The sequence below is a fragment of the Weeksella sp. HMSC059D05 genome (assembly GCF_001809725.1).
Classification (GTDB): Bacteria; Bacteroidota; Bacteroidia; order Flavobacteriales; family Weeksellaceae; genus Weeksella; species Weeksella virosa.
Genome location: NZ_KV798546.1, coordinates 285,748 through 299,477, shown reverse-complemented (window position 1 = coordinate 299,477; position 13,730 = coordinate 285,748). Strand labels below are relative to the sequence as shown.

14 protein-coding genes are annotated in these 13,730 nt (G+C 33.3%); 12 read left to right on the top strand and 2 right to left on the bottom strand.

Annotated elements, in window-relative coordinates; translation table 11 throughout:
- Positions 1-91 precede the first annotated feature (91 nt).
- Complete coding sequence (gene erm, locus HMPREF2660_RS08105) at positions 92-892, bottom strand: 23S ribosomal RNA methyltransferase Erm (protein ID WP_070486586.1); 801 nt, start codon at positions 890-892, stop codon at positions 92-94.
- A gap of 478 nt (positions 893-1,370) precedes the next feature.
- Between erm and HMPREF2660_RS08100 the strand changes: the two genes are divergently transcribed.
- The 4 genes from HMPREF2660_RS08100 to HMPREF2660_RS08085 all read left to right on the top strand — a co-directional run bounded on the left by HMPREF2660_RS08100 (position 1,371) and on the right by HMPREF2660_RS08085 (position 5,661).
- A complete protein-coding gene (locus HMPREF2660_RS08100; RefSeq protein WP_013597268.1) occupies positions 1,371-2,009 on the top strand; it encodes an energy-coupling factor transporter transmembrane component T family protein in 639 nt (212 codons plus the stop codon).
- A 292-nt stretch (positions 2,010-2,301) separates the two neighbouring features.
- Complete coding sequence (locus HMPREF2660_RS08095; protein WP_013597267.1) at positions 2,302-2,604, top strand: hypothetical protein; 303 nt, start codon at positions 2,302-2,304, stop codon at positions 2,602-2,604.
- Between the two features lie 86 nt (positions 2,605-2,690).
- Positions 2,691-4,862: a TonB-dependent receptor gene (locus HMPREF2660_RS08090; protein ID WP_070486584.1), complete on the top strand. Its 2,172-nt coding sequence runs from the start codon at positions 2,691-2,693 to the stop codon at positions 4,860-4,862.
- A gap of 4 nt (positions 4,863-4,866) precedes the next feature.
- Positions 4,867-5,661: a cation efflux transmembrane domain-containing protein gene (locus HMPREF2660_RS08085; RefSeq protein WP_070486582.1), complete on the top strand. Its 795-nt coding sequence runs from the start codon at positions 4,867-4,869 to the stop codon at positions 5,659-5,661.
- Between the two features lie 219 nt (positions 5,662-5,880).
- On the opposite strand, the gene HMPREF2660_RS08080 is transcribed toward HMPREF2660_RS08085, so the two are convergent.
- Positions 5,881-6,150 (bottom strand): hypothetical protein, encoded by a 270-nt coding sequence (locus HMPREF2660_RS08080; RefSeq protein WP_070486580.1) that lies wholly within the window; start codon positions 6,148-6,150, stop codon positions 5,881-5,883.
- Positions 6,151-6,487: 337 nt separating this feature from the next.
- Here HMPREF2660_RS08080 and HMPREF2660_RS08075 point away from each other — a divergent pair, with 337 nt between their 5' ends.
- From HMPREF2660_RS08075 to HMPREF2660_RS08040, 8 genes are all read left to right on the top strand, one after another.
- Positions 6,488-6,760, top strand: coding sequence for a helix-turn-helix transcriptional regulator (locus HMPREF2660_RS08075; protein WP_070486578.1), 273 nt, complete (start codon positions 6,488-6,490; stop codon positions 6,758-6,760).
- A gap of 84 nt (positions 6,761-6,844) precedes the next feature.
- Positions 6,845-9,244, top strand: coding sequence for an outer membrane beta-barrel family protein (locus tag HMPREF2660_RS08070; RefSeq protein WP_070486576.1), 2,400 nt, complete (start codon positions 6,845-6,847; stop codon positions 9,242-9,244).
- Between the two features lie 321 nt (positions 9,245-9,565).
- Positions 9,566-10,294 (top strand): GLPGLI family protein, encoded by a 729-nt coding sequence (locus HMPREF2660_RS08065; protein WP_083299102.1) that lies wholly within the window; start codon positions 9,566-9,568, stop codon positions 10,292-10,294.
- A 284-nt stretch (positions 10,295-10,578) separates the two neighbouring features.
- Positions 10,579-10,917 (top strand): ArsR/SmtB family transcription factor, encoded by a 339-nt coding sequence (locus HMPREF2660_RS08060; protein ID WP_070486571.1) that lies wholly within the window; start codon positions 10,579-10,581, stop codon positions 10,915-10,917.
- Between the two features lie 17 nt (positions 10,918-10,934).
- Complete coding sequence (locus tag HMPREF2660_RS08055; protein ID WP_070486568.1) at positions 10,935-11,408, top strand: DUF6428 family protein; 474 nt, start codon at positions 10,935-10,937, stop codon at positions 11,406-11,408.
- Positions 11,409-11,422: 14 nt separating this feature from the next.
- The gene (locus tag HMPREF2660_RS08050) at positions 11,423-12,214 is read left to right on the top strand and encodes a cation efflux transmembrane domain-containing protein (RefSeq protein WP_070486618.1); all 792 of its coding nucleotides are present in this window, start codon (positions 11,423-11,425) and stop codon (positions 12,212-12,214) included.
- A gap of 13 nt (positions 12,215-12,227) precedes the next feature.
- On the top strand, positions 12,228-13,259 hold the full coding sequence (gene arsB / locus HMPREF2660_RS08045) for an ACR3 family arsenite efflux transporter (RefSeq protein ID WP_070486565.1): 1,032 nt from the start codon (positions 12,228-12,230) through the stop codon (positions 13,257-13,259).
- Positions 13,256-13,684 (top strand): arsenate reductase ArsC, encoded by a 429-nt coding sequence (locus tag HMPREF2660_RS08040; RefSeq protein WP_070486563.1) that lies wholly within the window; start codon positions 13,256-13,258, stop codon positions 13,682-13,684. The genes arsB and HMPREF2660_RS08040 overlap by 4 nt, the downstream gene beginning before the upstream one ends.
- Positions 13,685-13,730 lie beyond the last annotated feature (46 nt).

Genomic DNA, 13,730 nt, shown 5'->3' with positions numbered 1-13,730 from the left:
ATAAAATGTTATTTCGTATATTTGAGTGTTGTGCGTCAGCTAAAAAAAACGACACTCCTCCATAGAAAATTTAAACATATCTAAAATTTAGTTATGACGGATGAAACTTTTCAGGAACAACTTCGAGCATTTCTAAAAAACAATTCTTCCATTGATTTGGAGTCAAACAGACAATTTTGGAGTTAAGGTCAACTCCAAATTTTTCTGAAATTGACCTAACTTGTTTTTTTCTAAAAATAGACTTCATAGCTGTTTTGACTGTTAAATCAGGTTTTTGTAACATATACGAAACAAAATTTAAGTACTTAACCTTAAGCCCAATATCTAATGAAATCTGTTTTCTTTCAATTCTCAAAAGTGCTGATTTGACAGTTGGTGGTGGCAGAAAACTTTCAGGATTTATTTCATATAGGAACTTTAAATCATAGAAGGTATGATAAAGTACAGTTAATGGGTTATAAATCTTATTTGAAAACAATTTTTTTGCAGGTTCTGACTGAAGAATAATCGAACCGCCAAGAAAATATTTTACATTCTCAAACATCAGAATTTTGAAAATATCAGATGTAATACTGAAAGGAATATTCGAAACTACCTTAAAAGGAACTTTTGGAACTACAAAATTTCTAAAATCACATCTAACCACTTGAACGTTTTGAGAGTTAATAAATTTTTTACTCAAATGTTGACTTAATGTAACATCGTTTTCAATGGCAATAACTTTATTGACATTTTTTAAGAGGTGGACAGTTAGAAAGCCTTTGCCAGCTCCAATATCCAAAACCGTATCGTGTTGATTTATATTTGATTCTTTTATTGCATCTTTTATAAGCACTTTGTCAATAGTAAAGTGCTGACCCGTAAAACGAACGGGCAATTTCTTTTTTGTCATTATTTACTTCTTAATTTACTTCTTACAGGTGAATACTTGAATTCAAATCGTGGAGAAGTGAATAGACAGTAATACCTGACAGAGTAATAATAACAATGCAACGCCTTTAGTAAAAAGACGACACATAAAATTAATAGACGTTTTGTCTATACCAAAAAAAATAAGGATTTTTACTCAGGACTGCCTATCACTTGATAGAAGTCCATAACTTGATAAAACAAGACATAATGCAGAAATTGTAATTATTAGAGCACAAAGATATTAACTTTGCCTAGAATAACAAAGAATAAATTGAAAGAAAAAAAGCCGAACGCACAACATCGGCTATAGCAAATGCGGGCTAAAGCACTAAAATGAAAGTAATTGCACAAAATAAACTACTCGCTAATCGGAAAGGAAAGTGCCTTAAAATCCCGCACTTGCCATAGCCGAGAACCGTTGTGTGCAATACGCCAAAAAAACCTAATAAAAAAAGAAAATGAAGAAACAGAGATTTTTATTTTTAAGTGTCATAGTGTTAACTTTACTTCTTGCATTGTTTGTGAATTTTAGTGGATTTATATTTGCAATTGCATTATTAATTCTTATAACTTTATTTTCACTCATACTAATTATAAAACTTATTAAAGGAAAGCAAATTAAAAGACTATTAAAATTCACCGTAACCTATTCTTTGATATTTATATTTGGAATAATAATTAATCTGTTCATTCCTTATGAAAAAGTTTCACTCGGAGAAGATGCTACACTTTCGCAAGAAATACAACAAATCTATAAATCTGACCAATCTGACAGAAAATTATTAAAAACATATTTAATACCTGAAAACAAGAAAGAAGTAATTGAAAGAGATAATTTAAGGTTAGAAAAAGCAAAAAATATTTATCTTGATTATACAAACGGTAAAGAGCAACTCAATAATCAAGATAAATTTAATTTAGCGATGATTTTACATCACGGAAAAACAAAAGAAGATTTTGAAATAGCACATAATTTAGCCAAACAGGTTGCAAATTCGGATAACAAAATCCAAAATGCTGAATGGTTAGAAAAAGCAACTTATGATAGATTGCAGTTATCTCAGGGAAAACCTCAAAAGTACGGAACACAACATTGAAAGTAGTACTGCACACAACAAGCAGTTTGGCAAAATGCGGGGTTAAGTGCCAAATTGAACTTCTTGCCTTTTTATCCGCCAAAAGCTGTTTGCTTTTGTTTTTTTATTAAATTTACCAAAAGGCTCACAGCTTTGGCTACGTTTCGGTCTGAATTGAACTTTCGCTCAATTCAAACCCGCACTACGCATAGCCGTGACCGTTACCTGCAAGCGTAAAACAACGTTCGTGCTAAAAAACGACATTTCGGGAAAATCAAAAAATAACGAAACAATTTTTACCTAACTTTGTAAAATGAAATTTATATCTTTAATATTAGCCGTTTATGTATTGCTGTTATCAGCCGTACCGTCTTTTATTGAGGATAAATGTATGCAGGAACATACCACCGAGCAAGGACAAAACGAACAAGACGAAGATTGCAGTTGCTGTTCGCCTTTTTTTAACTGCAACACCTGTACGGGATTTGTTTTAACCAACTTTCATTTTTCGATTAAACATTCAGTAAAAGAACCCCAAAGAAAATTAGGCACAATGCCAACACCGCCTATTTCAGACTTTCCTTATTCTATTTGGCATCCTCCACAATTGGCTTAATATATGGTGCTTTCCGCCCAAACTGATTTGTTACGGTGCTTTCCACCGTTATTACTTATTTATTAAATATTAAGCATTATTTTTCAATGAAAAAAATACTCTTTGTGTCATTTTTTATGACACTCAACCTTTGTGTATATGCACAAAATACGTTCAAAGCTGTAATTAAAGACAGCGAAAAAAAAGAGCCTTTAATGGGCGTAACCGCACAGGTAACAGGCACTACAATCGCCACAATTTCCGATGAAAACGGACATATTATATTAACAGGTATTGCAAACGGTTTGCAAGAAATTCAATTTAGTTATATTGGTTTTGCCCAACGTACCGACAGCTTTAATTTTCCGTTAGAAGATACAGCTCCGATTGAAATCCTACTTTATGAACAATCGGTAGATTTGGAAGAAATCGTTATTTCATCAACAAGAAGTACAAGAACTATCCAAAATATCCCCACACGTATTGAGTTTATAGGAAGTGAGGAGTTAGACGAAAAAGGCAATATGAAAGCAGGGGATATTCGTATGCTTTTGGCAGAAAGCACAGGCATCCACGTACAAACCACATCGCCCACAAGTGCCAATGCAAGTATTCGTATTCAGGGGCTTGACGGACGATATACGCAAATTTTAAAAGACGGTTTTCCTATTTATTCGGGTGCTTCGAGCGGATTGGGTTTGTTGCAAATTCCACCGCTTGACTTAAAGCAGGTTGAAGTTATTAAAGGTTCAACTTCCACGCTGTATGGTGGCGGAGCAATAGCAGGTTTGGTCAACCTGATTTCCAAGACACCAACGGAAGAAAGGGATTTGCGTTTTCATTTAAACGGAACATCGGGCAGGGGTTTAGACATCAATGGTTTTTACGGACAGAAGTTTAAGAAAATCGGAACGACAATATTTGCTTCGCATAATCGCAACGGAGCTTACGACCCTGCACAAATCGAGCTTTCTGCCATTCCCCAATTTGAAAGGTACGTACTGAACCCTAAATTATTTGTTTACTTCAATGATAAAACAAAAATGAACTTCGGCATTAACACCACCATTGAAAACCGTTTGGGTGGCGATATGCTTTACATCAAAGGCAAAGGCGATAACACACACCAATATTTTGAAGAAAACAAAACACAACGCTATTCTACCCAATTTGTTTTTGACCATACGGTAAACGAAAACAGTTTTGTACAAATCAAAAACAGCGTAAGTTATTTTAACCGCAATACAGCTATTCCTGATTACGAGTTTGAGGGAACGCAAACAGCCACTTTTACGGAAGCAAGCTATACCCACATCAAAGAAAAATCAGAATGGGTAACAGGCGTTAATATTTGGACGGACAATTTTAAAGAAAAGCAGATTACTGCATTTCCGTTGAGGGATTACAACCAAACCACATTCGGGGCTTTCGTTCAAAACTCTTTTAGGGCTACGGATTGGCTACAATTAGAAACAGGTTTAAGAACGGATTACGTGATAGATTACGGAGCTGTTTTTTTACCGAGAGTATCGGCATTGTTTCAGATTGCAAACGGATTGACTTCACGTATTGGAGGTGGATTTGGGTATAAAACACCAACCATTTTTACAGAAGAAAGTGAACGCCTACAATATCAAAATGTAATGCCTATTGACGACAAGACCAATAAATTGGAAAAAAGTTATGGAGCAAATGCAGACATCAATTACCGCACCTATATTGGAGAAGATTGGTCATTTAGCATAAACCAATTATTCTTTTACACCTATTTGGATAATCCTTTGTTACTTGAAAATTCCTCGGCAAATCTGTATCAGTTCGTTAATTCTCCGGGCTACATCCATACCAAAGGAACAGAAACCAATATTAAAATTGGTTACGATGATTTTAAATTGTTTTTGGGCTACACTTTTACCGATACCCGATTGATTGAAAACGGAACAAATACCGAAAATCCACTAACACCAAAACACCGCATTAACTCTGTACTTATGTATGAAATAGAGGATAAATGGAAAATCGGTTTGGAAGCCTATTATTTCAGTCCGCAAAAGCTCAATGACGGAACAACAGGAAAAGACTATGTTATATGTGGCTTTATGGCTGAAAAAATTTGGGAACGGTTTTCTTTGTACATCAACTTTGAAAATTTCTTTGATACAAGACAGACACGTTTCGACAACATTTATACAGGTACAATAACCAACCCTGTTTTTAAAGACATCTATGCACCATTGGACGGATTTGTAATTAACGGAGGAATAAAATTTAGACTTTAAGAAGATGAATAAAACCATATTTAATATAACAAAAATGGATTGCCCAAGTGAGGAGCAATTAATCCGTATGAAACTGCAAAACTTTGATACGGTAAAGTCATTGGAATTTGATATTCCCAATAGAAAACTAAATGTTTACCATAGTGGAAACCCAGAGCCGATTTTTTCAGCTTTGGAAACCTTGAACCTAAATACAACGCTGATTTCAACCGAAGAAACTAACGCAGTTGTTGAAACAGATACAAGCAATAGCCAACGGAAACTACTATGGACGGTATTGATTATCAATTTCGTTTTCTTTGGATTGGAAATGTTGTTCGGTTTTTTTTCCAACTCAATGGGATTGGTAGCGGATAGCTTGGATATGCTTGCCGATAGCATCGTTTACGCATTGGCTTTGTTTGCTGTTGGGGGTACGATTGCAAGAAAAAACAATATCGCCAAATTTGCAGGTTACTTTCAAATCCTGTTAGCCGTTATCGGTTTTGTTGAAGTTATCAGACGTTTTATCGGAATAGAAGCGATGCCCGATTTCAAAACAATGATTATTGTTTCTGTTTTGGCATTGATAGCAAACGTACTTTGTCTTTACCTATTGCAAAAGAACAAGAGTAAAGAAGCCCATATGCAGGCTTCGATGATTTTCACGTCAAACGATGTTATAATCAATTCGGGGGTTATCGTTGCAGGAATTTTGGTCAAATGGTTAAACTCGAGCTATCCCGATTTGATTATCGGAGCTATTGTATTTGTAGTAGTGGCAAGAGGGGCATATAGAATATTGAAATTGGCGAAATGAAACCGAAAGAACGCCAGCAGGTAACATCGGTTTTGCAAAAGAGCGGGTTAAGTGCAAAATTCAACATCTGTGCTTTCTATCCGCAAAAACCATTTTTTATTTGCTCTTTTTTGTAATTTAGCAAATAGAAAAAATGGTTTTGCTTGCGTTTGTGCTAAATTGAAAGTTTAATCTTTCTAATCCGCTCCTTCGCAAAGCCTCGAAACGTTAGCGGTCAGGCTAAACACCCAACACCTTGCGTATTGCAAATTGACAATCTGAATACCCTTGATTTTTTGCTCGGTGTGCTGTATAGCTGAAAAATCCTGCAAGCGTTGAAAAGTCAAATTGACAATTTTCATTACTTCCATAAAATTCGTTTCCTTCTTCATCGTAAACAACCCAATGCTCAGAACCTTCACGTTCGTCTACATTGATTAAGTCAAAGCCAAATAGTTCTTGAAGAAGTTCTTTTTTTTCTTCGTTTGTCAGTTTTCTTGTAAGTAACATATTGCTGATATTTAATTTGTGGACTTCTAAAAGCGGAGAAGCCCGAACCGCTAACACTTGCTTTGCAAAATGGCGGGTGAAGTGTTGATTTGAACCCTTGTAATTCTAATCAACGGTAGTGCTAAGTTGAAGCTGTGGTGTTCCAAAACCGCCACATCGCAAAGCACCTTAACGTTATAGGCAATGCTATTTGAAAAATAATCAAAAAATAGATAACGAAAGAAAAGGAAATTTGCCAACACTCATCAGCACATTTGCAAAATCTCAATGCTAAACCAGCCGCTGATTTTGCAAAAGAGCTGATTTTCTAGCCTTAATTAACCTAAATCCTCATATAATGAACAATAAATTGAAGGAACTCAGATTATCAAAAAACTATACACAAGAGTTTATTGCCCAAGAGTTAGATATTACCCAAAAAACATATTCCAAAATTGAAAATGGACAAGTTTGTTTATCCCAAGACAAAATGATAAAACTGTCTAAATTGTATAACGCTCCTACACATTATTTTTGCAATATTTCTTGTGAGTGTTCAAATTCTACAATTGATAAAGTAAAAGAATTCTTATCAGATAGAGGAATAGAATTTCCTGATTTTCTAAAATAAGATATTTGCATTGCAAGTACCAAAAGTACTTGTATTTATGATTTTTATCATATAACTTTGATATTATTCGTACTTTATATAAAAATGAAAAAAGCCAATTTAAATATCAATTTATTCTTAATATTTACATTTTTTCCTATATCATTGTTTTCCCAATATACAATAACAGGACAGTTTAAAGATGTAAATGACTTCCCTATTGACTTTTTAAAAGTATCAATTGTTCAAAACGATTCTATTATTAAATCAAACATAACTGATGAACAAGGCAATTTTCAATTTAACTTGGAAAAAGGATCTTATAAACTATTATCAGAAAATTTTGGAACAATCGTTTTTGAAAAGGAAATTGAACTATCAGAATCAACTGATTTAGGCATTATTAAAGTTGATAATTCCATACAGCTCGAAACTGCAAATATAACTGTCAAACCTCCAAAACTAAAAAAGGAGTTAGGTAAATACACTATGGAAAACATTTCTTCCTCTCCTTTTGCCAAAGGAAAAAGTAGTATGGATTTTCTAAAATATGTTCCTGTCATCAATACAGATGTTGAAGGGAATTCACTAAAAATTCTCAACAAAGGAACTGCAAAAATTCAGATAAACGGAAAACTGATAGAGGATAACGACATCGCAATCAATATGCTCAAATTAATTTCAACACAAGACATAAAAAAAATTGAAATCATCACGAATCCCGGAAGCAAATATGATGCAAATAACAATAGTGGAATCATAAATATCATCACAAGAAAAAAAGAAGATGGAAAACTTAGAGGAAGAATCAGTTCTGAAATTAGCCAGTCATATTACAATTCACAAGCTCTTAGAGGTTTTTTATCCTATTCGGACAATAAGCTATCCATAACTTCGGGCATTATGTTAGATCACAGTAAATTTTTCAGTCGCTCTTCTAATGTCTATAATAGCTTACCCAATAATCAACAAACTAATTTCAATACAAATTCTACTTCACAAAATAAGAGCCTGATAGCGAGTATAAATTTACATTACGAGCTAAATGATAAACATACTTTAGGATTTCAGTTCTATACAAGATTATTAAATTATAAAAATCAATCAAATACTGAAAACGCTTATAGTCTTATTAATAACCAAACAACAGATTCTCTTAAAATAGGACGAATTGAAACAATAAGTCCGGATGCACAACTTACACACAAAGCAAACATAAATTATACTATAAAAACAGACGACTCTGGAAGCAAATGGGACTTTGATGCTAATTTTCTTCAAAACCGTTCCGATAATTCTACTTATAATATCTATGAGTCCTTTAACAATTCTACTTCATACATCACAGACAATTTCCTGCAAAACCCCAAAATAAAATTATCAATCGTAAACCTAAAAGCAGATTATACAAAGGTATTGGATGAAGACAGCAAATTAAGCATAGGTTCATCATATACCCAAAGCAAAATTAACAACAATTTTTTCTTCGGAAATTTTGTTGATCAGCAATATATATCAGACGGTCTGCAAACCAATGATTTTATTTATACAGACTATGCTTTGGCAGGTTATTTAAACTACAAAAAATCATTTAATGACAAATGGGAAGCGTTAGTCGGACTTAGAGTAGAACAATACAACTCAGTAGGAAACACCAAACAAACCGATGATTTATACAAAATAAACGATACTTATTTCTTTCCTTCATTTTCCATATTGTATATGTTAAACGAAAACCACGAGTTATCGTTGGATTTAGGAAGTTACATATTCCGTCCGGGATACTATAACTTAAATCCATTTGTCAGTTTTACCGCTCCTAATATGTTTAGAGTGAGTAATCCACAATTAGAGCCCGCAAGGATTTATGATCTGGCTTTGGGTTATACCTTCTTTCAGGACTATATGCTGAACGTAACATATTCTATAAATAAATATCTGTCAAATGATTTCGACATAGTTCAAGCTGACAACTCAGTTAAAACCATAACTGCAAATTACGGAGACTCAAATTCCCTAAATATAAACTTTGTTTATTCAAAGAATTTCTTTAACGATTATTGGAATTTCTCAGCAAATTTTGATTACATCTATGAACAAATAAAAGGAAGATATGATAATATTGATTTAGCTCTTTCCAACAGCAGTTTCGACTTCAAGTTAAAAAATCAAATTATGTTAAACCGTAAAAAAGATTTTTCGCTTTCAGCCATATATGGGTATAGTAGTGCCAACAAAAGTATATTGGGGCAGATGAACAGCCTACATTCGCTGACTGCCGAAATCAGCAAATCATTCGGAGATTTCAATGTAACCATTGGAGCCTACGATTTAGCAAGAGCCACTATGAAGTTAGAAGAATACCGAACCGAATATAATTTTCAAAAATCCAAAGATTACTTCAAAACCTACTACATAAATCTTAGTTACAATTTCGGAAATAAAAAACTAAGACAAGTACAGCAAAGAAGTAATGAAGATGTAAATAGCAGATTAAATGAATAGATTGTTATAAGTACATAATGGCGAAAACCGAAAAGCCTAAAAAGAGTAGGGAAAATTTTTAAAATCAACAATTATGGACAAAAACAGTAAATTTTTAAAATTTGTTGCAAAAATTGAGCAAAAAATGCTTGATTGCAACCAAGAGTCAATGATAGTTCACGCCATTGTAGGAGAGGAGATTGGAGGTGCAAATGGGTCGTGTACAAATAATCACCGATGCAAAAAAAGCATACTTTGATTACAAAGAATGTTGCAATAATGCCACAATTTACACACCCAATGTAATTGAAATGTATGATCTAAACAATTAAATATCATATTATGAAATATATAATTTTGATTATGACATTTATTTTACCGTCATCTTTAACATTTTCTCAAGTTGGAGAAAATTTAGATAATGATAAATTTAGTGCATTATATTTAGTAACTTCTACTCATATTGATGAAAAAGGAAAAGAATATCATTCAATACCGGCAGAATTTGAATTATTGTACGACTCCAAAATGTCACAATTTGAATATATCCCCAAGATAAACAACCGCCAAGAAGAAGGAGATTTCTTTTCAATGGCTTCTTCAGGTATTATCTTTGTGAACCTAGAACAAAATAAAATGTATGAAAGAAAATCATCATTAGGAAAAAATTATTTCATTGAAGACTCCATACCAAAATTTAATTGGAAACTAATATCTGACGATGAGAAAAAATTTAAAACCTATATATTAAAAAAAGCAATATATGAGAATTTAGAAGACAATATAATTGTTACGGCATATTATAGTGAAGAAATGACTTGTCCCTTTGGGCCAAGCTTATATGGAGGTTTACCCGGATTAATTTTCGAAATTCAAATCGAAAAAAAATATGGAAATAATTTAAAAGATATCACATATTACAATCTTGTAGAAATAAAAAATACAAACAAAGAATTTAAAAAAATTAATTTCACAAAATCCATTACATATGAAGAATATCAAAAATTATATAAAGAAGCGTTAAAGAACATGATGGAAATGAATAACGGTGGAGTAGACACTTCTGATTAAAACGTCAGCTAACAAGGTATTTATTAAAGACGGGCTTAATTACTCGTCTTTTTGCTTTTGTCTAATTCGATAGTTTTTGTATGTTTACGTAAGTATTTGCTATGACTCCCGTCCTTCATAAATACCCGAAACGTTAGGTGCAACCCTGTCGAACATCCTTACATAAATCGACAACACTCTAAAAAATCAAACTCATTTAACTTTTATATTCAGTTAAAATTTATTTCAAAAAATAATTGACTATTAATATCTTTATTGTAATATTGCAATATAGAAATAAAGAAATGGAAACAGAACAAACAAAACCAAAGGATTTTACAGACAGCCAACACGAAATTGCTCACATTATAAAAGCATTGGGACATCCTGCCCGAGTGGCTATCATAGAATATTTATTATCAGTTGACACTTGTATCTGCGGAGATATTGTTGATGTACTTCCTTTAGCACAGCCAACTGTTTCAAGGCATTTAAAAGAACTTAAAAATGCAAAACTAATTAAGGGAACCATTGAAGGTAACACGATTTGCTATTGTATTGACGAAAATACTATTGAAGAACTGCAAAAATATTTTACAAATATTTCGGTAAAACTTACTCTAAAAAACAAAAATTGTTGCTAACATAAAATAATACCAAAATGAAACTATCACAAGTAAAAGCACTTTTACCAACTTTAGAAAATGTAACATTCAAATTGGAAAACGGCTCTTTTGTTCCAGAACATTTTCACGTTACCGAAGTCGGAATGATTACAAAAAACTTCATTGATTGTGGTGGAGTAATTCGTACAGAAAAAACCGTAAATTTTCAGCTATGGAATGCCGATGATTTTGAACATCGTTTAAAACCTGCTAAACTTTTAAACATCATTAAACTTTCCGAAGAAAAATTAGGCATTGAAGATGCAGAAATTGAAGTAGAATATCAAAGTGACACAATTGGAAAATATGCGTTGGCTTTTGACGGAACAAATTTCATTTTGCAAAACAAAACAACTGCTTGTTTAGCACAAGATGCGTGTGGAATTCCGTCCGAGAAAGTAAAGAAGAATTTATCCGAACTATCTGTAAATCAAAATGCTTCTTGTACACCAGGTGGTGGATGCTGTTAAAAACAATGTTTATGATTAGCAAAACGGAATTCAGAATTACGAAAATGGATTGCCCAAGTGAGGAGCAACTCATTCGTATGAAATTGCAAAACTTCGATAATATAAAATTATTGGAATTTGATATACCAAACAGAAAGCTGAATGTTTATCATTATGGAAATGCGGAGCATATTTTAAAAGCTTTGGAACACCTAAATCTAAGTACAACATTGATTTCTACCGAAAATAGCGAAGACAATATTGAAGAAGAAGACAAAATGCAAAAAAAATTACTTTGGACGGTATTAATCATCAATTTCTCGTTCTTTGGAATTGAAATGCTGTATGGGCTTTTTTCGGGTTCTATGGGGTTGATAGCTGATAGCTTGGATATGCTTGCGGATAGTATTGTTTATGTTTTGGCATTATTTGCCGTTGGTGGAAGTCTAGCATTCAAAAACAACATTGCCAAATTTGCTGGTTATTTTCAAATCCTGCTCGCTGTTATCGGTTTTGTTGAAGTTATCAGACGTTTTATTGGAGTAGAAGCGACACCTGATTTCAAAACAATGATTATTGTTTCATCCCTAGCTTTAATTGCCAATGTAATTTGTCTCTATCTCTTGCAAAAAAGTACAAGCAAGGAAGCCCACATGCAGGCTTCGATGATTTTTACATCAAATGATGTGATTATCAATTCGGGGGTTATCATAGCGGGAATTATGGTCTATTTACTCAAATCCAGCTATCCAGACCTAATAATTGGAGGAGTTGTCTTCGTAATCGTAGCGCGTGGAGCATATAGGATATTAAAGTTAGCTAAGTAATCGGAAAAATCTCATGATAAAACTAAAATTTCTCGATCGTTATTTAACGCTTTGGATTTTCCTTGCAATGCTTATTGGCATTGGTTTAGGCAATTTTTTTCCAAACATTTCAACCTTTACTAATTCCCTTTCAGTTGGTACAACCAATATACCGTTGGCTATCGGATTGATATTGATGATGTATCCGCCTTTGGCAAAAGTAGATTACAGCTTGTTACCTAAAGCTCTAAAAGACAAAAAAGTAATTGCTATTTCCTTAATATTGAATTGGGTTATCGGTACCGTTTTGATGTTTGGTTTAGCCGTTCTGTTTTTACGAAACGAACCCGAATATATGTCGGGATTAATTTTAATTGGTCTGGCAAGGTGTATCGCAATGGTTATTGTGTGGAGTGATTTGGCAAAAGCAAACAGAGAATACACGGCATTATTGGTCGCCCTAAACAGTATCTTTCAGATATTGACTTACAGTTTTTTCGTTTGGCTTTTCATCAACATATTGCCCAATAAATTAGGGATTGCTAATTTCAATGTAAGTGTTTCAATGAAAGAAGTTACACAAAGTGTTTTGATATATTTAGGCATTCCTTTTTTTGCTGGTTTCGTGAGCCGTTATTATTTGGTAAAATCGAAAGGTATCGAGTGGTACAATAGAAAGTTTGTTCCAAAAATATCGCCTATTACATTGTATGCTTTACTGTTTACCATTGTGCTGATGTTCAGTTTAAAAGGCGACAAAATATTGGAATTGCCTTTAGATGTCATAAAAATAGCGATACCATTAATCATTTATTTTGTACTAATGTTTTTCGTGAGTTTTTTCATTAGTAAATTTCTAAAAGTCCCTTATGATAAAAACGCATCTATTGCATTTACAGCTACTGGCAACAACTTTGAATTGGCAATTGCGGTCGCCATTGCGGTATTTGGCATACACTCGCCTCAAGCCTTTGTGGGTGTAATCGGACCTTTAGTTGAAGTTCCTGTTTTGATAATATTAGTCAGAGCAAGTCTATTTTTAAAACGAAAATATTATAAACAATGACAAAGAAAATTTTAGTGCTTTGCACAGGAAACAGTTGCAGAAGTCAGATAGCGGAGGGTTATTTACGACATTTTGCGAACGGAAATGCAGAAGTTTACAGTGCAGGTGTCGAAACACACGGAGTAAACCCAAAAGCCATTGCAATTATGCAAGAGGACAGTATTGATATTTCAAATCATACGTCAAACAACATTGATGAATATTACGACATTGATTTTGATTTTGTCATTACAGTTTGCGACAATGCCAAAGAACGTTGTCCATTTTTTCCAACTAAAGCAAAGAAGTTTCATCACAACTTCTCAGACCCATCAAAAGCAACAGGAACAGACGAAGAAATCAACGAACAGTTCAGACAAGTCAGACAGCAAATTAAAGAATACTGCGAACAATTTGTAGCGGAAAATCTAAAGGGAAACCAATAAGGGCAGCACCTAACAACGGTTTTGCAAAAGAGCGGGTTAAGTGCAA

Coding starts and splice junctions, on each gene's coding strand:
- erm (WP_070486586.1), bottom strand. CDS start 892: ATGACAAAAAAGAAATTGCCCGTTCGTTTTACGGGTCAGCACTTTACT.
- HMPREF2660_RS08100 (WP_013597268.1), top strand. CDS start 1,371: ATGAAGAAACAGAGATTTTTATTTTTAAGTGTCATAGTGTTAACTTTA.
- HMPREF2660_RS08095 (WP_013597267.1), top strand. CDS start 2,302: ATGAAATTTATATCTTTAATATTAGCCGTTTATGTATTGCTGTTATCA.
- HMPREF2660_RS08090 (WP_070486584.1), top strand. CDS start 2,691: ATGAAAAAAATACTCTTTGTGTCATTTTTTATGACACTCAACCTTTGT.
- HMPREF2660_RS08085 (WP_070486582.1), top strand. CDS start 4,867: ATGAATAAAACCATATTTAATATAACAAAAATGGATTGCCCAAGTGAG.
- HMPREF2660_RS08080 (WP_070486580.1), bottom strand. CDS start 6,150: ATGTTACTTACAAGAAAACTGACAAACGAAGAAAAAAAAGAACTTCTT.
- HMPREF2660_RS08075 (WP_070486578.1), top strand. CDS start 6,488: ATGAACAATAAATTGAAGGAACTCAGATTATCAAAAAACTATACACAA.
- HMPREF2660_RS08070 (WP_070486576.1), top strand. CDS start 6,845: ATGAAAAAAGCCAATTTAAATATCAATTTATTCTTAATATTTACATTT.
- HMPREF2660_RS08065 (WP_083299102.1), top strand. CDS start 9,566: ATGAAATATATAATTTTGATTATGACATTTATTTTACCGTCATCTTTA.
- HMPREF2660_RS08060 (WP_070486571.1), top strand. CDS start 10,579: ATGGAAACAGAACAAACAAAACCAAAGGATTTTACAGACAGCCAACAC.
- HMPREF2660_RS08055 (WP_070486568.1), top strand. CDS start 10,935: ATGAAACTATCACAAGTAAAAGCACTTTTACCAACTTTAGAAAATGTA.
- arsB (WP_070486565.1), top strand. CDS start 12,228: ATGATAAAACTAAAATTTCTCGATCGTTATTTAACGCTTTGGATTTTC.
- HMPREF2660_RS08040 (WP_070486563.1), top strand. CDS start 13,256: ATGACAAAGAAAATTTTAGTGCTTTGCACAGGAAACAGTTGCAGAAGT.